General features: G+C 67.2%; 30 protein-coding genes. All 30 read left to right on the top strand.

What is annotated here, in order from left to right:
- The first annotated feature begins 41 nt into the window (after positions 1-41).
- Entirely contained in the window at positions 42-350 is a 309-nt protein-coding gene (gene rpsJ / locus AB0O09_RS06370) for a 30S ribosomal protein S10 (protein WP_012785157.1), read from the top strand.
- Between the two features lie 14 nt (positions 351-364).
- Positions 365-1,012, top strand: coding sequence for a 50S ribosomal protein L3 (gene rplC / locus AB0O09_RS06365; RefSeq protein WP_030263524.1), 648 nt, complete (start codon positions 365-367; stop codon positions 1,010-1,012).
- A gap of 5 nt (positions 1,013-1,017) precedes the next feature.
- Positions 1,018-1,695, top strand: a complete 678-nt coding sequence (gene rplD, locus AB0O09_RS06360; RefSeq protein ID WP_363540453.1) for a 50S ribosomal protein L4 — start codon at positions 1,018-1,020, stop codon at positions 1,693-1,695.
- On the top strand, positions 1,692-2,018 hold the full coding sequence (gene rplW, locus AB0O09_RS06355; protein ID WP_263108062.1) for a 50S ribosomal protein L23: 327 nt from the start codon (positions 1,692-1,694) through the stop codon (positions 2,016-2,018). The genes rplD and rplW overlap by 4 nt, the downstream gene beginning before the upstream one ends.
- 36 nt (positions 2,019-2,054) lie before the next feature.
- The gene (gene rplB / locus AB0O09_RS06350; RefSeq protein ID WP_030263511.1) at positions 2,055-2,891 is read left to right on the top strand and encodes a 50S ribosomal protein L2; all 837 of its coding nucleotides are present in this window, start codon (positions 2,055-2,057) and stop codon (positions 2,889-2,891) included.
- 11 nt (positions 2,892-2,902) lie between these two features.
- The gene (gene rpsS, locus AB0O09_RS06345; RefSeq protein ID WP_014136283.1) at positions 2,903-3,184 is read left to right on the top strand and encodes a 30S ribosomal protein S19; all 282 of its coding nucleotides are present in this window, start codon (positions 2,903-2,905) and stop codon (positions 3,182-3,184) included.
- 66 nt (positions 3,185-3,250) lie between these two features.
- On the top strand, positions 3,251-3,598 hold the full coding sequence (gene rplV, locus AB0O09_RS06340; protein ID WP_095874452.1) for a 50S ribosomal protein L22: 348 nt from the start codon (positions 3,251-3,253) through the stop codon (positions 3,596-3,598).
- Positions 3,598-4,422: a 30S ribosomal protein S3 gene (gene rpsC / locus AB0O09_RS06335; protein WP_030280775.1), complete on the top strand. Its 825-nt coding sequence runs from the start codon at positions 3,598-3,600 to the stop codon at positions 4,420-4,422. The genes rplV and rpsC overlap by 1 nt, the downstream gene beginning before the upstream one ends.
- Before the next feature lie 5 nt (positions 4,423-4,427).
- Positions 4,428-4,847 (top strand): 50S ribosomal protein L16, encoded by a 420-nt coding sequence (rplP, locus tag AB0O09_RS06330; protein WP_030300385.1) that lies wholly within the window; start codon positions 4,428-4,430, stop codon positions 4,845-4,847.
- Positions 4,847-5,071 (top strand): 50S ribosomal protein L29, encoded by a 225-nt coding sequence (gene rpmC / locus AB0O09_RS06325; RefSeq protein ID WP_030263491.1) that lies wholly within the window; start codon positions 4,847-4,849, stop codon positions 5,069-5,071. Before rplP ends, rpmC begins: the two co-directional genes overlap by 1 nt.
- The gene (gene rpsQ, locus AB0O09_RS06320; protein WP_014136278.1) at positions 5,071-5,343 is read left to right on the top strand and encodes a 30S ribosomal protein S17; all 273 of its coding nucleotides are present in this window, start codon (positions 5,071-5,073) and stop codon (positions 5,341-5,343) included. The genes rpmC and rpsQ overlap by 1 nt, the downstream gene beginning before the upstream one ends.
- Positions 5,344-5,457: 114 nt before the next feature.
- The gene (gene rplN, locus AB0O09_RS06315) at positions 5,458-5,829 is read left to right on the top strand and encodes a 50S ribosomal protein L14 (RefSeq protein ID WP_145790774.1); all 372 of its coding nucleotides are present in this window, start codon (positions 5,458-5,460) and stop codon (positions 5,827-5,829) included.
- A gap of 16 nt (positions 5,830-5,845) precedes the next feature.
- Positions 5,846-6,157 (top strand): 50S ribosomal protein L24, encoded by a 312-nt coding sequence (rplX, locus tag AB0O09_RS06310; RefSeq protein ID WP_033214113.1) that lies wholly within the window; start codon positions 5,846-5,848, stop codon positions 6,155-6,157.
- A complete protein-coding gene (gene rplE / locus AB0O09_RS06305; RefSeq protein WP_030263480.1) occupies positions 6,157-6,726 on the top strand; it encodes a 50S ribosomal protein L5 in 570 nt (189 codons plus the stop codon). Before rplX ends, rplE begins: the two co-directional genes overlap by 1 nt.
- 3 nt (positions 6,727-6,729) lie before the next feature.
- The gene (locus AB0O09_RS06300; protein ID WP_030263476.1) at positions 6,730-6,915 is read left to right on the top strand and encodes a type Z 30S ribosomal protein S14; all 186 of its coding nucleotides are present in this window, start codon (positions 6,730-6,732) and stop codon (positions 6,913-6,915) included.
- Positions 6,916-7,178: 263 nt separating this feature from the next.
- Entirely contained in the window at positions 7,179-7,586 is a 408-nt protein-coding gene (gene rpsH / locus AB0O09_RS06295) for a 30S ribosomal protein S8 (protein ID WP_030263474.1), read from the top strand.
- A gap of 22 nt (positions 7,587-7,608) precedes the next feature.
- On the top strand, positions 7,609-8,148 hold the full coding sequence (gene rplF, locus AB0O09_RS06290; protein ID WP_344621478.1) for a 50S ribosomal protein L6: 540 nt from the start codon (positions 7,609-7,611) through the stop codon (positions 8,146-8,148).
- A gap of 3 nt (positions 8,149-8,151) precedes the next feature.
- Positions 8,152-8,535 carry a 50S ribosomal protein L18 gene (rplR, locus tag AB0O09_RS06285; protein WP_030263465.1) on the top strand — a complete coding sequence of 128 codons (384 nt, stop codon included), beginning with the start codon at positions 8,152-8,154 and terminating at the stop codon, positions 8,533-8,535.
- Between the two features lie 49 nt (positions 8,536-8,584).
- A complete protein-coding gene (gene rpsE, locus AB0O09_RS06280; RefSeq protein WP_263104954.1) occupies positions 8,585-9,205 on the top strand; it encodes a 30S ribosomal protein S5 in 621 nt (206 codons plus the stop codon).
- Positions 9,205-9,387 (top strand): 50S ribosomal protein L30, encoded by a 183-nt coding sequence (gene rpmD / locus AB0O09_RS06275; RefSeq protein WP_014136270.1) that lies wholly within the window; start codon positions 9,205-9,207, stop codon positions 9,385-9,387. Before rpsE ends, rpmD begins: the two co-directional genes overlap by 1 nt.
- A 1-nt stretch (position 9,388) precedes the next feature.
- Entirely contained in the window at positions 9,389-9,841 is a 453-nt protein-coding gene (rplO, locus tag AB0O09_RS06270; RefSeq protein WP_095874457.1) for a 50S ribosomal protein L15, read from the top strand.
- A gap of 325 nt (positions 9,842-10,166) precedes the next feature.
- Positions 10,167-11,477 (top strand): preprotein translocase subunit SecY, encoded by a 1,311-nt coding sequence (secY, locus tag AB0O09_RS06265; RefSeq protein ID WP_030263457.1) that lies wholly within the window; start codon positions 10,167-10,169, stop codon positions 11,475-11,477.
- A complete protein-coding gene (locus AB0O09_RS06260; protein WP_363540452.1) occupies positions 11,477-12,136 on the top strand; it encodes an adenylate kinase in 660 nt (219 codons plus the stop codon). The genes secY and AB0O09_RS06260 overlap by 1 nt, the downstream gene beginning before the upstream one ends.
- Positions 12,137-12,264: 128 nt before the next feature.
- Positions 12,265-13,101, top strand: coding sequence for a type I methionyl aminopeptidase (gene map, locus AB0O09_RS06255; protein ID WP_344621481.1), 837 nt, complete (start codon positions 12,265-12,267; stop codon positions 13,099-13,101).
- A gap of 97 nt (positions 13,102-13,198) precedes the next feature.
- The gene (gene mscL, locus AB0O09_RS06250; RefSeq protein WP_363540451.1) at positions 13,199-13,633 is read left to right on the top strand and encodes a large conductance mechanosensitive channel protein MscL; all 435 of its coding nucleotides are present in this window, start codon (positions 13,199-13,201) and stop codon (positions 13,631-13,633) included.
- A gap of 197 nt (positions 13,634-13,830) precedes the next feature.
- A complete protein-coding gene (gene infA / locus AB0O09_RS06245; protein WP_003956442.1) occupies positions 13,831-14,052 on the top strand; it encodes a translation initiation factor IF-1 in 222 nt (73 codons plus the stop codon).
- Between the two features lie 35 nt (positions 14,053-14,087).
- The gene (gene rpmJ / locus AB0O09_RS06240; protein WP_003956441.1) at positions 14,088-14,201 is read left to right on the top strand and encodes a 50S ribosomal protein L36; all 114 of its coding nucleotides are present in this window, start codon (positions 14,088-14,090) and stop codon (positions 14,199-14,201) included.
- 177 nt (positions 14,202-14,378) lie between these two features.
- Positions 14,379-14,759, top strand: a complete 381-nt coding sequence (gene rpsM, locus AB0O09_RS06235; protein ID WP_030263448.1) for a 30S ribosomal protein S13 — start codon at positions 14,379-14,381, stop codon at positions 14,757-14,759.
- Positions 14,760-14,831: 72 nt separating this feature from the next.
- On the top strand, positions 14,832-15,239 hold the full coding sequence (gene rpsK, locus AB0O09_RS06230) for a 30S ribosomal protein S11 (protein ID WP_014136257.1): 408 nt from the start codon (positions 14,832-14,834) through the stop codon (positions 15,237-15,239).
- 143 nt (positions 15,240-15,382) lie between these two features.
- Positions 15,383-16,405: a DNA-directed RNA polymerase subunit alpha gene (locus AB0O09_RS06225; protein WP_030263446.1), complete on the top strand. Its 1,023-nt coding sequence runs from the start codon at positions 15,383-15,385 to the stop codon at positions 16,403-16,405.
- The last annotated feature ends 80 nt before the right edge of the window (positions 16,406-16,485 follow it).

Below are 16,485 nucleotides of genomic sequence, written 5' to 3'. Positions count from 1 at the left end.
GTCGTGGAAGCAACAGACCACAGAAGGACTACTGAGTAGCCATGGCGGGACAGAAGATCCGCATCCGGCTCAAGGCCTACGACCACGAGGTCATCGACTCCTCGGCGAAGAAGATCGTCGAGACGGTGATCCGTACTGGTGCGCAGGTCGCGGGCCCGGTGCCGCTGCCCACTGAGAAGAACGTGTACTGCGTCATCCGCTCGCCGCACAAGTACAAGGACTCGCGCGAGCACTTCGAGATGCGTACTCACAAGCGTCTGATCGACATCCTCGACCCCACGCCGAAGACGGTTGACTCGCTCATGCGTCTCGACCTGCCGGCCGGTGTCGACATCGAGATCAAGCTCTGAGAGGCGCACCGAAGATGGCTAAGCAGATTAAGGGCATCCTGGGCGAGAAGCTCGGCATGACCCAGGTCTGGGACGAGAACAACCGGATCGTTCCGGTGACCGTCGTCAAGGCCGGGCCGAATGTCGTGACCCAGGTCCACACCGCCGACAGCCCGGCCGGCTACGACGCCGTCCAGATCGGCTTCGGCGAGATCGACCCCCGCAAGGTGAACAAGCCCCTCGCGGGTCACTTCGCCAAGGCCGGTGTCACCCCGCGCCGCCACCTGGTCGAGCTGCGTACCTCGGACGCGTCCGAGTACACCCTGGGCCAGGAGATCACCGCCGAGCTGTTCGAGGCGGGTGTCAAGGTCGACGTGACCGGCACCTCCAAGGGCAAGGGCTTCGCCGGTGTCATGAAGCGTCACAACTTCAAGGGCCTCGGCGCCGGTCACGGCACCCAGCGCAAGCACCGCTCGCCCGGTTCCATCGGTGGCTGCGCCACCCCGGGCCGCGTGTTCAAGGGCCTGCGCATGGCGGGTCGGATGGGCCACGAGCGTGTGACCACCCAGAACCTGACCGTGCACGCGGTCGACGCGGAGAAGGGCCTGCTCCTCATCAAGGGCGCCGTCCCGGGCCCGAACGGCGGCCTCGTCCTCGTCCGCACCGCGGCGAAGGGGCTGTGAAGGATATGACCACCATTGACATCCTGTCGCCGGCCGGCGACAAGGCCGGCAGCCTCGAGCTGCCCGCCGAGATCTTCGACGCCAAGGTCAGCATCCCGCTGATGCACCAGGTCGTCGTCGCGCAGCTCGCCGCTGCCCGCCAGGGCACGCACAAGGTGAAGCGCCGCGGCGAGGTCCGTGGTGGCGGCAAGAAGCCGTACCGCCAGAAGGGCACCGGCCGCGCCCGTCAGGGCTCGACCCGTGCGCCGCAGTTCGCCGGCGGTGGCGTCGTGCACGGTCCCGTGCCGCGCGACTACTCGCAGCGGACCCCGAAGAAGATGATCGCCGCCGCCCTCCGCGGTGCGCTCACCGACCGGGCCCGCCACGAGCGCATCCACGTGATCACCGCGGTGACCGCGACCGATGCGCCGTCGACCAAGGCCGCCAAGACCCTGTTCGGCAAGATCTCCGAGCGCAAGAACGTCCTCCTGGTCGTCGAGCGCGAGGACGAGCTGGGCCTCAAGTCCGCTCGCAACCTGCCGAACGTCCACATCCTGGACGCCGGTCAGCTGAACACCTACGACGTGCTCGTCTCCGACGATGTGGTCTTCACCCAGGCCGCCTTCGAGCGTTTCGTGGCCGGTCCGGTCGCGTCCGCCAAGGCCGTTGCTGCTGAGGGCGAGCTCGAAGGGAGCGCCGCCTGATGGCTGCCGAGATCACGAGCAAGACGTACACGGACCCGCGTGACGTCCTGATCAAGCCGGTCATCTCCGAGAAGAGCTACTCGCTCCTCGACGAGAACAAGTACACGTTCGTCGTGTCGCCGGACGCCAACAAGACCCAGATCAAGCAGGCCGTCGAGGCGGTCTTCTCGGTCAAGGTCGAGGCCGTCAACACGCTCAACCGCCAGGGCAAGCGCAAGCGCTCCCGCACCGGTTTCGGCAAGCGCAAGGACACCAAGCGCGCCATCGTGACGCTGGCCGAGGGCAACCGCATCGACATCTTCGGTGGTCCGGTCTCCGCCTGACGGAGAGCGTGATCGTCGTTAAGGACGAGGACGAAAATGGGTATCCGCAAGTACAAGCCGACTACGCCGGGCCGCCGCGGCTCCAGCGTGGCCGACTTCGTCGAAATCACGCGGTCCACGCCGGAGAAGTCGCTGGTTCGCCCGCTGCACAGCAAGGGCGGCCGTAACAACGCCGGTCGTGTCACCGCCCGCCACCAGGGTGGCGGTCACAAGCGCGCCTACCGCGTGATCGACTTCCGTCGTCACGACAAGGACGGCGTGCCGGCCAAGGTCGCTCACATCGAGTACGACCCCAACCGCACCGCGCGCATCGCGCTCCTGCACTACGCGGACGGCGAGAAGCGCTACATCATCGCCCCCCGCGGCGTCGCGCAGGGTGACCGGATCGAGAACGGCCCCGGGGCCGACATCAAGCCGGGCAACAACCTGCCGCTGCGCAACATCCCGGTCGGTACCACCATCCACGCGGTGGAGCTGCGTCCCGGTGGCGGTGCCAAGATGGCCCGCTCCGCCGGTTCCGGCATCCAGCTGCTCGCCCGTGAGGGCCGCATGGCGCACCTGCGCATGCCCTCCGGTGAGATCCGCCTGGTTGACGCGCGCTGCCGCGCGACCGTCGGCGAGGTCGGCAACGCCGAGCAGTCGAACATCAACTGGGGCAAGGCCGGCCGCATGCGCTGGAAGGGCGTCCGCCCGACCGTGCGTGGTGTCGCCATGAACCCGATCGACCACCCGCACGGTGGTGGTGAGGGTAAGACCTCCGGTGGTCGCCACCCGGTCTCGCCGTGGGGCAAGCCCGAGGGCCGTACCCGTCGCCCGAACAAGGCGTCGGACAAGCTCATCGTGCGCCGCCGCAAGACCAACAAGAAGCGCTAGGAGCAGGTCAGATGCCGCGCAGTCTCAAGAAGGGCCCCTTCATCGACGACCACCTTCAGAAGAAGGTGGACGTGCAGAACGAGGCGGGCACGCAGAACGTCATCAAGACCTGGTCCCGTCGTTCCGTGATCTCCCCGGCCATGCTCGGCCACACGATCGCGGTTCACGATGGCCGCAAGCACGTCCCGGTGTTCGTCACCGAGTCGATGGTCGGCCACAAGCTCGGCGAGTTCGCTCCCACGCGCACCTTCAAGGGGCACGTGAAGGAAGACCGCAAGTCGAAGCGTCGCTAGTCGCTCCGCGGGCTTGAGCTCAGCGCCAGACAGACTTAAGTGACTTACTCCATTAAGGGGACAACCATGGAAGCCAGGGCCCAGGCGCGGTACATCCGCGTCACGCCCATGAAGGCCCGCCGCGTGGTGGACCTCATCCGCGGCCTTCCGGCCACGGAGGCCCAGGCCGTCCTGCGTTTCGCTCCGCAGGCAGCCACCGTGCCGGTCGGCAAGGTGCTCGACAGCGCCATCGCCAACGCCGCGCACAACTACAACCACTCCAACGTGGACGACCTCTACATCTCCGAGGCGTACGTTGACGAGGGCCCGACCCTGAAGCGGTTCCGTCCGCGCGCCCAGGGCCGTGCCTACCGGATCCGCAAGCGGACCAGCCACATCACCGTGGTCGTCAGCAGCAAGGAAGGGACCCGGTAATGGGCCAGAAGGTTAACCCGCACGGGTTCCGCCTCGGCATCAGCACGGACTTCAAGTCCCGCTGGTACGCCGACAAGCTGTACAAGGACTACGTCAAGGAAGACGTCGCCATTCGTCGCATGATGACGAAGGGCATGGAGCGCGCCGGCATCTCCAAGGTCGAGATCGAGCGCACCCGCGACCGCGTCCGCGTCGACATCCACACCGCTCGCCCCGGCATCGTCATCGGCCGGCGCGGCACCGAGGCCGACCGCATCCGCGGCGACCTCGAGAAGCTGACCGGCAAGCAGGTCCAGCTGAACATCCTCGAGGTCAAGAACCCCGAGCTGGACGCCCAGCTCGTGGCTCAGGGCGTCGCGGAGCAGCTGTCCTCCCGCGTCTCCTTCCGCCGTGCCATGCGCAAGTCGATGCAGGGCACCATGAAGTCCGGCGCCAAGGGCATCAAGGTCCAGTGCTCCGGTCGTCTCGGCGGCGCCGAGATGAGCCGTTCGGAGTTCTACCGCGAGGGTCGCGTGCCGCTGCACACCCTCCGTGCGAACGTCGACTACGGCTTCTTCGAGGCCAAGACCACCTTCGGCCGCATCGGCGTGAAGGTCTGGATCTACAAGGGCGACGTCAAGAACATCGCCGAGGTCCGCGCTGAGAACGCCGCTGCCCGCTCGGGCAACCGCCCGGCCCGTCCCGAGGGTGGTCGTCCCGCCCGCGGTGGCGAGCGCCGTGGTGGCGAGCGCGGTGGCCGCGGCCGTCGTCCCGCCGCTGCTGAGGCCCCCGCGGCCGCTGCGGTCGAGGCTCCGGCTGCCGAGAACACCGGAACGGAGGCCTGACCCCCATGCTGATCCCCCGTAGGGTCAAGCACCGCAAGCAGCACCACCCGAAGCGTCGCGGCGCTTCGAAGGGCGGCACCGAGCTGGCGTTCGGCCAGTTCGGCATCCAGGCCGTGACCCCGGCCTACGTGACGAACCGTCAGATCGAGTCCGCTCGTATCGCGATCACCCGTCACATCCGCCGTGGCGGCAAGGTCTGGATCAACATCTACCCGGACCGCCCGCTCACCAAGAAGCCGGCCGAGACCCGCATGGGTTCCGGTAAGGGTTCGCCGGAGTGGTGGATCGCGAACGTGCACCCGGGTCGGGTCATGTTCGAGCTGTCGTACCCGAACGAGAAGGTTGCTCGCGAGGCGCTCACCCGTGCCGCGCACAAGCTGCCGATGAAGTGCCGGATCGTCCGGCGCGAGGACGGTGAGAGCTGATGTCGGCCGCTACCAAGGCTGCTGAGCTTCGTCAGCTGGACAACGAGGGCCTCGTTGCCAAGCTGCGTGAGGCCAAGGAGGAGCTGTTCAACCTCCGCTTCCAGGCGGCGACCGGGCAGCTCGACAACCACGGCCGGCTGAAGCTGGTCCGTAAGGACATCGCGCGGATCTACACCCTGATGCGCGAGCGCGAGCTGGGCATCGAGACGGTGGAGAACGCCTGATGACTGAGAACACCAACGAGACGCGCGGTTTCCGCAAGACCCGTGAGGGTCTCGTCGTCAGCGACAAGATGGACAAGACCGTCGTCGTCGCCGTCGAGGACCGCGTCAAGCACGCGCTGTACGGCAAGGTCATCCGCCGTACGAACAAGCTGAAGGCGCACGACGAGCAGAACGCGTGCGGTGTCGGCGACCGTGTCCTCCTCATGGAGACCCGGCCGCTGTCCGCGACGAAGCGCTGGCGCGTCGTCGAGATCCTCGAGAAGGCCAAGTAACGAAGCCGATGAGGTACGGCCGTATGTGCACCGGGTTCTCGCAGGCCCCTGCGGGAGCTGCCGGTGTGAGCAGCGGCCGGCCCGTCGACTCTCGTTGACGATCAGGAGAAAGCTGTGATCCAGCAGGAGTCGCGACTGCGTGTCGCCGACAACACGGGTGCCAAGGAGATTCTCTGCATCCGCGTTCTCGGTGGCTCCGGTCGCCGCTACGCCGGTATCGGGGACGTCATCGTCGCCACCGTCAAGGACGCGATCCCCGGCGGTTCGGTGAAGAAGGGTGACGTCGTCAAGTGCGTCATCGTCCGCACCGTGAAGGAGCGCCGTCGTCCGGACGGTTCCTACATCCGGTTCGACGAGAACGCCGCCGTCGTCCTCAAGAACACCGAGGGCGACCCCCGCGGTACCCGCATCTTCGGCCCCGTGGGCCGCGAGCTGCGCGACAAGAAGTTCATGAAGATCATCTCGCTGGCGCCGGAGGTGCTCTAATCTCATGGCGAACAGCATGAAGATCAAGAAGGGTGACCTGGTCCAGGTCATCACCGGCAAGGACAAGGGCAAGCAGGGCAAGGTCATCCAGGCCATCCCCGCTGAGAACAAGGTCCTCGTCGAGGGTGTCAACCGGGTCAAGAAGCACACCAAGCCGGGCCCGGGCACCCAGGGCGGCATCGTGACCGTCGAGGCCCCGGTGCACGTCTCCAACGTCCAGCTGGTCGTGGAGAAGGACGGCAAGAAGGTCGTCACCCGCGTCGGCTACCGCTTCGACGACCAGGGCAACAAGATCCGCGTTGCCAAGCGGACCGGTGAGGACATCTGATGTCTGAGACGACTGTTGAGAAGGTGGCCCCCCGCCTCAAGGAGCGTTACAACTCCGAGGTCAAGGGCCAGCTGCAGGAGCAGTTCTCGTACGAGAACGTCATGCTGATCCCCGGCCTGGTCAAGGTCGTGGTCAACATGGGTGTCGGCGAGGCCGCCCGTGACAGCAAGCTGATCGAGGGCGCGATCAAGGACCTGACCGCGATCACCGGTCAGAAGCCGGCCGTGACCAAGGCCCGCAAGTCGATCGCGCAGTTCAAGCTGCGCGAGGGCCAGCCGATCGGCGCCCACGTCACCCTTCGTGGTGACCGCATGTGGGAGTTCGTGGACCGTCTGGTGTCGCTGGCCCTGCCGCGCATCCGCGACTTCCGCGGCCTCTCCCCGAAGCAGTTCGACGGCCGTGGCAACTACACCTTCGGTCTGACCGAGCAGGTCATGTTCCACGAGATCGACCAGGACAAGGTCGACCGTCAGCGCGGTATGGACATCACCGTCGTGACCACCGCTCAGACCGACGATGAGGGCCGGGCGCTCCTGCGCGCTCTGGGCTTCCCGTTCAAGGAGGCGTGAGCCATGGCGAAGAAGGCCCTTATCGCAAAGGCCGAGCGTAAGCCGAAGTTCGGTGTCCGGGCGTACACCCGGTGCCAGCGCTGCGGCCGTCCGCACTCGGTGTACCGCAAGTTCGGCCTGTGCCGTGTCTGCCTCCGTGAGATGGCGCACCGCGGCGAGCTGCCGGGCGTGACCAAGAGCTCCTGGTAGTCCAGGCGCCCTAGGCACACCACTGCGAAGCAGCGTGCCCGACTCCACCGCTTTTTGGGCTTCCGAGAGGATTCCCGTAAGGTGGTGGGGTCGGGCCCCTGCCGCGGCATCTCCACAGGTGCTCGCGGCTCTCTTGTGAGGGCTCGCACCCATGTCTTACTACGTCGCAGGTCCCCTGCGCTTGTGCCCCTTTCGCACTCCCCGGAGTGCGCGGAGGGGGACCTGGCGCGGAGAAACCACGGCGAGAGAGGCCTGAGGCCACCATGACCATGACCGACCCGATCGCAGACATGCTCACTCGTCTGCGTAACGCGAACTCGGCGTACCACGACTCCGTCGTGATGCCGTCGAGCAAGATCAAGGCGCACGTCGCCGAGATCCTGCAGCAGGAGGGTTACATCTCCTCCTACAAGGTTGAGGACCCGACCGAGGGCGAGGTCGGCAAGAAGCTGACCATCGAGCTCAAGTTCGGCCCCAACCGTGAGCGCTCCATCGCCGGCATCAAGCGCATCAGCAAGCCGGGTCTGCGCGTTTACGCAAAGTCCACCAACCTGCCGAAGGTGCTCGGCGGCCTGGGCGTGGCGATCATCTCCACGTCCTCCGGTCTCCTCACCGACAAGCAGGCCGCCAAGAAGGGCGTAGGCGGAGAAGTTCTCGCCTACGTCTGGTAATTCGGGAAACGGAGGTACAGCAATGTCGCGTATTGGACGGCTGCCCATCCCGGTTCCCGCCGGCGTGGACGTCACCATCGATGGCCAGGCGGTCTCGGTGAAGGGCCCCAAGGGCACCCTCACCCACGTCGTCGCCGCGCCGATCGAGATCAGCAAGGGCGAGGACGGCACCCTGGTCGTCTCCCGCCCGAACGACGAGCGTCAGTCGAAGGCCCTGCACGGCCTCTCGCGGACGCTGGTGGCGAACATGATCACCGGCGTGACCGCGGGCTACCGCAAGTCGCTGGAGATCAGCGGTGTTGGTTACCGAGTCGCCGCGAAGGGCTCCGCGATGGAGTTCTCGCTCGGCTACAGCCACCCGATCCTGGTCGAGGCCCCGGAGGGCATCTCCTTCGTGGTCGAGTCGCCCACCAAGTTCCACGTGGACGGCACTGACAAGCAGAAGGTCGGCGAGGTCGCTGCCAAGATCCGCAAGCTGCGCAAGCCCGACCCGTACAAGGCCAAGGGCGTCAAGTACGCGGGCGAGGTCATCCGCCGCAAGGTCGGAAAGAGTGGTAAGTAAGCGATGAGCGTCTCTGTCAAGATCGGCAAGGGCAACGCCTACAAGAACGCCGCCCGCAAGCGCCGCGCCATCCGCGTTCGCAAGCGCGTCACCGGCACCGAGGTGCGTCCGCGCCTCGTCGTGACCCGCTCGAACCGCCACATGGTCGCCCAGGTCATCGACGACGCCAAGGGTCACACCCTGGCGTCGGCGTCCACCCTCGACGTGTCCATCCGCGGCACCGAGGGCGACAAGACCGAGCTGGCCAAGAAGGTCGGAAGCCTGGTCGCCGAGCGCGCCAAGGCCGCCGGCGTCGAGACGGTCGTCTTCGACCGTGCGGGCAACCGGTACGCCGGCCGCATCGCCGCCCTGGCGGACGCGGCCCGCGAGGCCGGGCTCGACTTCTAAGCCCGCTCGTCGACTCTGTCGACGGACGTAAACGAGAGAGGTAATTCCAATGGCTGGACCCCAGCGCCGCGGCAGCGGCGCCGGCGGCGGCACCGGCGGCGAGCGGCGTGACCGTAAGCGTGACGACCGGGGCAACGCCCCCGCCGTCGAGAAGACCGCTTACGTCGAGCGCGTCGTCGCGATCAACCGTGTCGCCAAGGTTGTCAAGGGTGGTCGTCGCTTCAGCTTCACCGCGCTGGTCGTGGTGGGCGACGGTGACGGCACCGTGGGTGTCGGTTACGGCAAGGCGAAGGAGGTTCCGGCCGCCATCGCCAAGGGCGTTGAGGAGGCCAAGAAGAACTTCTTCAAGGTCCCCCGTATCCAGGGCACCATCCCGCACCCCGTCCAGGGCGAGAAGGCCGCCGGCGTCGTGCTGCTGAAGCCGGCGTCCCCCGGTACCGGTGTCATCGCCGGTGGCCCGGTGCGTGCCGTCCTGGAGTGCGCCGGCGTTCACGACATCCTGTCGAAGTCGCTCGGCTCGGACAACGCGATCAACATCGTGCACGCCACCGTGGCCGCTCTGAAGGGCCTCGTGCGCCCCGAGGAGATCGCCGCCCGTCGTGGCCTGCCCCTGGAGGACGTGGCTCCGGCTGCTCTGCTCCGGGCCCGTGCGGCTGGGGTGAGCGCCTGATGGCTCGCCTCAAGGTCACCCAGACCAAGTCGTACATCGGTAGCAAGCAGAACCACCGTGACACCCTGCGTTCGCTCGGCCTCAAGCGGCTGAACGACACCGTGGTGAAGGAGGACCGCCCGGAGATCCGCGGCATGGTCCACACCGTTCGTCACCTCGTCACGGTCGAGGAGGTGGACTGACATGGCGGACTCGCCGATCAAGATCCACAACCTGCGGCCCGCCCCCGGCGCCAAGACCGAGAAGACCCGTGTGGGTCGCGGTGAGGGTTCCAAGGGCAAGACCGCCGGTCGTGGTACCAAGGGCACCAAGGCCCGTTACCAGGTTCCGCAGCGCTTCGAGGGTGGCCAGATGCCCCTCCACATGCGCCTGCCGAAGCTGAAGGGCTTCAAGAACCCGGCCCACAAGCAGTTCCAGGTCGTGAACCTGGACAAGCTGGCCGAGCTCTACCCGCAGGGTGGCGAGGTCACCGTGGCCGACCTGGTCGCCAAGGGTGCCGTTCGCAAGAACGAGCTCGTCAAGGTCCTCGGCCAGGGCGAGGTCTCGGTCGCGCTGCAGGTGACGGTCGACGCCGTCTCCGGCTCGGCCGCCGAGAAGATCGCCGCCGCCGGCGGCTCCGTCACCGAGCTCCTCTGAACTCGTTGACCTAAGTGGGCCCGTACCTCTCTCGGGAGGTGCGGGCCCACTGCTTTTCCCCGTTCGTCCGTCGACCCGCCGGGTCGGCGTGGATCTGACGTGTGCTCAACACCGGCCAAAACCGGGCATCCCGGCCGGTCGGCCGGTACCGGCGCCGGGACTCGCTTCTCGACCGTTGCCGCACACTGTTAGAGTCCGTTGGGTTCCCTTGTAGGCTGCGGGTCAGGCGTGCCTGTGCAGTCGTCCGGCAGCCGACAAGAGCCCCACACCCCCCCATCAGGACCGACCCTCCCGCCGTCAACGCGCGGGAGGCGCAGGAGGCACCGTGCTCAGTGCGTTCGCGCGGGCGTTCCAGACGCCCGACCTGCGCAAGAAGCTGCTGTTCACGCTGGGCATCATGGTGCTGTTCCGGCTGGGCGCACACGTCCCGATCCCGGGCGTCAACTTCGTCGCCGTCAACCAGTGCATCAAGGACACCTCGTCCAGTGGCATCTTCGGCCTGGTGAACCTGTTCAGCGGCAATGCGCTGCTGCAGCTGACGATCTTCGCGCTCGGCATCATGCCGTACATCACGGCCAGCATCATCCTCCAGCTCCTCACCGTCGTGATCCCGCGGCTCGAGGCGCTGAAGAAGGAGGGCCAGGCGGGTACGGCGAAGATCACGCAGTACACCCGCTACCTGACCATCGCGCTCGCCGTGCTCCAGGGCACCGGCATCGTCGCGACGGCCTCCAGCGGTGCGCTGTTCTCCGGCTGCTCGGTCGCCAACCAGGTCGTGCCGGACACCAGCGTCTTCCGGGTGGCCGTGATGGTCATCACCATGACCGCCGGCACCACGGTGATCATGTGGCTCGGCGAGCTCATCACCGACCGCGGCATCGGCAACGGCATGTCGATCCTGATCTTCACCTCCATCGCGGCCGGCTTCCCCGGCTCGATGTGGGCGATCAAGCAGTCCGGCAAGATCGGCGGCGGCTGGGTCGAGTTCTTCAGCGTCATCGCGATCGGCATCGTGGTGGTCTGCCTGGTCATCTTCGTCGAGCAGGCCCAGCGCCGGATCCCGGTGCAGTACGCCAAGCGCATGATCGGCCGCCGCGCCTTCGGCGGCACCTCGACCTACATCCCGCTCAAGGTCAACCAGGCCGGTGTGATCCCGGTCATCTTCGCCTCGTCGCTGCTCTACATCCCCGCGCTGGTGGTGCAGCTCACCAACAGCAAGGCCGGATGGGCGAACTGGATCAGTGGCCACTTCGTCAAGGGCGACCACCCGATCTACATGGCGACCTACTTCGTCCTGATTGTCTTCTTCGCGTTCTTCTACGTGGCCATCTCCTTCAACCCCGAAGAAGTTGCGGACAACATGAAGAAGTATGGTGGGTTCATCCCGGGCATCCGGGCGGGCCGACCGACGGCCGAGTACCTGAACTACGTGCTCACCCGCATCACGTGGCCGGGATCGTTCTACCTGGGCCTTATCGCGCTGATCCCGATGATCGCCCTGGTTGCCTTCAACGCGAACCAGAACTTCCCGTTCGGCGGCACCAGCGTGCTCATCGTCGTCGGCGTCGGACTCGAAACTGTGAAGCAGATCGAGAGCCAGCTCCAGCAGCGCAATTACGAAGGGTTCCTCCGCTGATGCGTATCGTCCTCGTCGGACCTCCCGGGGCCGGGAAGGGTACTCAGGCGCACGTGCTCGCCAAGACCCTGTCCATCCCGCACATCTCCACTGGCGACCTGTTCCGCGCCAACATCAGCCAGGGCACCCCGCTGGGGCTCGAGGCCAAGGCGTACATGGACGCGGGTCGGCTGGTGCCGGACGAGGTCACCATCGGCATGGCCAAGGACCGGATGCTGCAGCCGGACGCCGCGGGCGGCTTCCTGCTCGACGGCTTCCCGCGCAACCTGGGCCAGGCCAAGGCCCTGGACGAGATCCTCGCCGAGGAGGGCATCGTCCTCAACGGCGTGCTCGACCTGGAGGTCCCCGAGGGCGAGGTCGTCAAGCGCATCGCCGGTCGCCGGCTGTGCCGCAACGACGGCAGCCACGTGTTCCACGTGGTGTACAACCCGCCGAAGGCCGAGGGTGTCTGCGACGAGTGCGGCGGCGAGCTGTACCAGCGCTCGGACGACACCGAGGAGGCCGTCCGGGTCCGCCTGGAGGAGTACCACTCCAAGACGGAGCCGATCATCGGCTACTACGCCGACCAGGGCCTGCTGGTCACCATCTCCGCCCTCGGCAAGGTGAACGAGGTGACGGAGCGCGCGATCGGCGCCCTGGAGCAGAAGAAGTCCGCCTGAGACGGCCCGCAACGGCCGGGAAGCCCCCCGACGGGGCTTCCCGGCCGTTGCGGCGTCGTACGGTGGTAACGAGTGCACGGCCGCCCGGCAAGGACCGGGCGGCGTCCGACAGTGGAAGGCGTGACCAGATGGTGGAGATCAAGACCCCCGAGCAGATCGCGAAGATGCGGGCGGCCGGGCTGGTCGTCGCCGAGGCGCTCAAGGCCTGCCGGGAGGCGGTCGCCCCGGGCATCACCACCCAGGAGCTGAACGACATCGCCGACAAGGTCATCACCGACCACGGCGCGACCTCCAACTTCCGCGCCCACCACGGCGGCCTCTGGTTCCCCGGTGTGATCTGCGCCTCGGTCAACGACGAGATCGTCCACGGCATCCCGGGGGAGCGGGTGCTGCAGGAGGGCGACCTGATCTCCATCGACTGCGGCGCCATCCTCGACGGCTGGCACGGCGACGCGGCGATCACCGTGGCGGTCGGCGAGACCGCGGCGGAGCACCTCCAGCTGAGCCGGGTCACCGAGGGCTCGATGTGGGCCGGCATCGCCCAGATGAAGAAGGGCAACCGGCTGGTCGACGTCTCCCGCTCGATCGAGTCGTTCATCCGCCGCCAGCCGCTGCCCCCCAAGGGCAAGTGGGGCATCGTCGAGGGCTACGGCGGCCACGGCATCGGCACCGCGATGCACATGGAGCCGCACGTGCTGAACTACGTGGCCGGCCGCGGCAAGGGCCCGAAGCTGATCCCGGGCACCGTGCTGGCGATCGAGCCGATGGTGACGCTCGGCACCCCGCACTCCGCCGTGCTGGAGGACGACTGGACGGTCGTCACCACCGACAAGAGCTGGGCCTCGCACTGGGAGCACTCGGTGGCCGTCACCGAGCAGGGCCCGCTGGTGCTCACCGCCTTCGACGGCGGCCGCGCGGAGCTGGCCAAGCTGGGTGTCACCGCGGCCCCGGACCCGCTGGCCTGACCCGGACGGACAGGAGCGAAGGACCCGGAGGTTTCGCCCTCCGGGTCCTTCGCCCTATTTTTGTCTGCTGACAGCCGTACGAGGAGAAGAGAGAACAGTGCTCAAGGGCTTCCGTGACTTCATGATGCGCGGGAACGTCGTCGACATGGCCGTCGGTGTGGTCATCGGTGCGGCGTTCACCGCCGTCGTGACCGGTTTCGTCACGGCGTTCCTCACCCCGCTGGTGGGCGTGGTGGTCGGCGCCGCGGGCGACTTCGCCAGCTACAGCGCGCACATCGGCGGCGTGACCTTCCCGTACGGGCAGTTCCTCAACGTCCTGATCGCCTTCGTGCTGACCGCCGCCGTGCTGTACTTCTGCGTCGTGCTGCCGGTGACCAAGGCCACCGCCCGCTACATGCCGAAGAAGCCGAAGACCCCGAAGCGCCCCTGCCCCGAGTGCCTGACCGAGATCCCCGAGGCCGCCCGCCGCTGCGCGGCCTGCACCGCGGTGGTCCAGCCGGTCGTCCCGGTGCCCGCCCAGTACCGAGCGTGACCGGCCGGGCCGTTTTGGCGTCCGCTTGGAGCCTGTCGTAGACTGATGCGTCGGCTCACTCGTAGCGTGCTTCGGCACGCCCTCTTCCCAAGCAGGAATCCCGCGAGGGCTCTTTCCAGGCAGGGGTGGGGTGGACCCAGGCTCGCACGAGCGTGCCGCATGCGGTAGCCGGCCCCGGAAGGTGGATCTCGCAGTTCATGGCAAAGAAGCAAGGCGCCATTGAGATCGAGGGCACCGTGATCGAGTCTCTTCCGAACGCCATGTTCAAGGTCGAGCTGCAGAACGGTCACAAGGTCCTCGCGCACATCAGCGGCAAGATGCGGATGCACTACATCCGTATCCTCCCGGACGACCGGGTCGTGGTGGAGCTGAGCCCCTACGACCTGACGCGTGGTCGGATCGTCTACCGCTACAAGTAAGCAAACCGTCAGATCTAGACCCGGAGAACCTGAACATGAAGGTCAAGCCGAGCGTCAAGAAGATCTGCGACAAGTGCAAGGTGATCCGCCGCCACGGCCGGGTCATGGTGATCTGCGACAACCTGCGCCACAAGCAGCGCCAGGGCTGATCTCTCCCAGCATTTCTCGTAGTACTTCGCGCGACGCGCACAACGTCATACGCGGGCTGCCCGATCCGACCCCCCGAGGGACGGACTGCCACCCCCGGTCAGAGGCCGGGGCTCCCTCGCCGAGAGGCGACGGAGTAGGCGGCACGCAAGACCTCTGAAGAACCACAGGAGCCATGAATGGCACGCCTCGCCGGCGTTGATCTCCCCCGCGAGAAGCGGATCGAGATCGCCCTCACGTACGTGTACGGCATCGGCCGCACCCGCGCCCAGCAGACCCTCGCCGAGACCGGCGTGAGCCCCGACGTCCGGGTTCGCGACATCTCTGAGGAAGACCTCATCAAGCTGCGCGAGTACATCGACGCCAACTACAAGGTGGAGGGTGACCTCCGCCGTGAGGTCGCCGCCGACATCCGCCGCAAGGTCGAGATCGGCTGCTACGAGGGCCTGCGCCACCGCCGCGGTCTGCCCGTCCGCGGCCAGCGCACCCACACCAACGCGCGTACCCGCAAGGGCCCGCGTCGCGCGATTGCCGGCAAGAAGAAGCCGGGCAAGAAGTAGTCCGTCCCGTAACCGGACATCCCTCCGGCCCGCGGGTTAGCGGACCGACCACCTCATCAGGAGAACAGACTTATGCCCCCCAAGGGTCGTCAGGCTGCCGGCGCGAAGAAGATCCGCCGCAAGGAGAAGAAGAACGTCGCTCACGGGCACGCCCACATCAAGAGCACGTTCAACAACACCATCGTTTCGATCACCGACCCCTCGGGCAACGTGATTTCCTGGGCCTCTGCCGGCCACGTCGGCTTCAAGGGCTCGCGCAAGTCCACCCCGTTCGCCGCGCAGATGGCCGCCGAGGCCGCCGCGCGTCGTGCGCAGGAGCACGGCATGCGCAAGGTCGACGTCTTCGTCAAGGGTCCGGGCTCCGGCCGTGAGACCGCGATCCGCTCCCTCCAGGCCACCGGCCTCGAGGTCGGCTCGATCCAGGACGTCACCCCCACCCCGCACAACGGCTGCCGTCCGCCGAAGCGCCGCCGCGTCTGACGCTGCGCCTTCGGGCCCCCGGCGGCCCCGCACGGGTCCGCAGTAGTACGTGCGTCGGCCTCCCGCCTGGTGCGGGAGGCCGTACGCTTGAGTCCATCGGCATCAAATAGTGGGTGCCGAAGACAACTGGAGGAACACCTCTCATGCTGATCGCTCAGCGTCCCTCGCTGACCGAAGAGGTCGTCGACGAATTCCGCTCGCGGTTCGTGATCGAGCCGCTGGAGCCGGGCTTCGGCTACACCCTCGGCAACTCGCTCCGCCGCACCCTCCTCTCCTCGATCCCCGGTGCCGCTGTCACCAGCATCCGGATCGACGGCGTCCTGCACGAGTTCACCACCGTGCCGGGCGTCAAGGAGGACGTGACCGACCTCATCCTCAACATCAAGCAGCTGGTCGTCTCCTCGGAGCACGACGAGCCGGTCGTGATGTACCTGCGCAAGCAGGGCCCGGGTGTGGTCACCGCCGCCGACATCGCCCCGCCGGCGGGTGTCGAGGTGCACAACCCCGAGCTCGTCCTCGCCACGCTCAACGGCAAGGGCAAGCTGGAGATGGAGCTGACCGTCGAGCGCGGTCGCGGCTACGTCTCCGCCGTCCAGAACAAGGCCTCCGGCCAGGAGATCGGCCGCATCCCGGTCGACTCGATCTACAGCCCCGTGCTGAAGGTCACCTACAAGGTCGAGGCCACCCGAGTCGAGCAGCGGACCGACTTCGACAAGCTCATCGTCGACGTCGAGACCAAGCCCGCCATGCGTCCCCGCGACGCCATGGCCTCGGCCGGCAAGACCCTGGTGGAGCTGTTCGGCCTCGCCCGCGAGCTGAACATCGACGCCGAGGGCATCGACATGGGCCCGTCCCCGACGGACGCCGCCCTGGCCGCCGACCTGGCGCTGCCGATCGAGGAGCTGGAGCTCACCGTCCGCTCCTACAACTGCCTCAAGCGCGAGGGCATCCACACCGTGGGTGAGCTCGTCGCCCGCTCGGAGGCCGACCTGCTCGACATCCGCAACTTCGGTGCGAAGTCGATCGACGAGGTCAAGGCGAAGCTGGCCGGCATGGGCCTGGCCCTCAAGGACAGCCCGCCCGGGTTCGACCCGACCGCCGCCGCCGACGCCTTCGGCGCCGACGACCTGGACGACCAGGGCTACGCGGAGACCGAGCAGTACTAAGAAGAATTCGGGACGGGGGCGGCCCTTCGCGGACCGCCCCCGCCACCGTGCAAGTCGTACGGGCACGGTGCCCGTACGCC

It is taken from the genome of Kitasatospora sp. NPDC093679 (assembly GCF_040683455.1).
Classification (GTDB): Bacteria; Actinomycetota; Actinomycetes; order Streptomycetales; family Streptomycetaceae; genus Kitasatospora; species Kitasatospora arboriphila.
The sequence above is the reverse complement of the archived record's forward strand: the minus strand, read 5'-3'. Positions and strand labels throughout refer to the sequence as shown.

Coding starts and splice junctions, on each gene's coding strand:
- rpsJ (WP_012785157.1), top strand. CDS start 42: ATGGCGGGACAGAAGATCCGCATCCGGCTCAAGGCCTACGACCACGAG.
- rplC (WP_030263524.1), top strand. CDS start 365: ATGGCTAAGCAGATTAAGGGCATCCTGGGCGAGAAGCTCGGCATGACC.
- rplD (WP_363540453.1), top strand. CDS start 1,018: ATGACCACCATTGACATCCTGTCGCCGGCCGGCGACAAGGCCGGCAGC.
- rplB (WP_030263511.1), top strand. CDS start 2,055: ATGGGTATCCGCAAGTACAAGCCGACTACGCCGGGCCGCCGCGGCTCC.
- rpsS (WP_014136283.1), top strand. CDS start 2,903: ATGCCGCGCAGTCTCAAGAAGGGCCCCTTCATCGACGACCACCTTCAG.
- rplV (WP_095874452.1), top strand. CDS start 3,251: ATGGAAGCCAGGGCCCAGGCGCGGTACATCCGCGTCACGCCCATGAAG.
- rpsC (WP_030280775.1), top strand. CDS start 3,598: ATGGGCCAGAAGGTTAACCCGCACGGGTTCCGCCTCGGCATCAGCACG.
- rplP (WP_030300385.1), top strand. CDS start 4,428: ATGCTGATCCCCCGTAGGGTCAAGCACCGCAAGCAGCACCACCCGAAG.
- rpmC (WP_030263491.1), top strand. CDS start 4,847: ATGTCGGCCGCTACCAAGGCTGCTGAGCTTCGTCAGCTGGACAACGAG.
- rpsQ (WP_014136278.1), top strand. CDS start 5,071: ATGACTGAGAACACCAACGAGACGCGCGGTTTCCGCAAGACCCGTGAG.
- rplX (WP_033214113.1), top strand. CDS start 5,846: ATGAAGATCAAGAAGGGTGACCTGGTCCAGGTCATCACCGGCAAGGAC.
- rplE (WP_030263480.1), top strand. CDS start 6,157: ATGTCTGAGACGACTGTTGAGAAGGTGGCCCCCCGCCTCAAGGAGCGT.
- AB0O09_RS06300 (WP_030263476.1), top strand. CDS start 6,730: ATGGCGAAGAAGGCCCTTATCGCAAAGGCCGAGCGTAAGCCGAAGTTC.
- rpsH (WP_030263474.1), top strand. CDS start 7,179: ATGACCATGACCGACCCGATCGCAGACATGCTCACTCGTCTGCGTAAC.
- rplF (WP_344621478.1), top strand. CDS start 7,609: ATGTCGCGTATTGGACGGCTGCCCATCCCGGTTCCCGCCGGCGTGGAC.
- rplR (WP_030263465.1), top strand. CDS start 8,152: ATGAGCGTCTCTGTCAAGATCGGCAAGGGCAACGCCTACAAGAACGCC.
- rpsE (WP_263104954.1), top strand. CDS start 8,585: ATGGCTGGACCCCAGCGCCGCGGCAGCGGCGCCGGCGGCGGCACCGGC.
- rpmD (WP_014136270.1), top strand. CDS start 9,205: ATGGCTCGCCTCAAGGTCACCCAGACCAAGTCGTACATCGGTAGCAAG.
- rplO (WP_095874457.1), top strand. CDS start 9,389: ATGGCGGACTCGCCGATCAAGATCCACAACCTGCGGCCCGCCCCCGGC.
- AB0O09_RS06260 (WP_363540452.1), top strand. CDS start 11,477: ATGCGTATCGTCCTCGTCGGACCTCCCGGGGCCGGGAAGGGTACTCAG.
- map (WP_344621481.1), top strand. CDS start 12,265: ATGGTGGAGATCAAGACCCCCGAGCAGATCGCGAAGATGCGGGCGGCC.
- infA (WP_003956442.1), top strand. CDS start 13,831: ATGGCAAAGAAGCAAGGCGCCATTGAGATCGAGGGCACCGTGATCGAG.
- rpmJ (WP_003956441.1), top strand. CDS start 14,088: ATGAAGGTCAAGCCGAGCGTCAAGAAGATCTGCGACAAGTGCAAGGTG.
- rpsM (WP_030263448.1), top strand. CDS start 14,379: ATGGCACGCCTCGCCGGCGTTGATCTCCCCCGCGAGAAGCGGATCGAG.
- rpsK (WP_014136257.1), top strand. CDS start 14,832: ATGCCCCCCAAGGGTCGTCAGGCTGCCGGCGCGAAGAAGATCCGCCGC.
- AB0O09_RS06225 (WP_030263446.1), top strand. CDS start 15,383: ATGCTGATCGCTCAGCGTCCCTCGCTGACCGAAGAGGTCGTCGACGAA.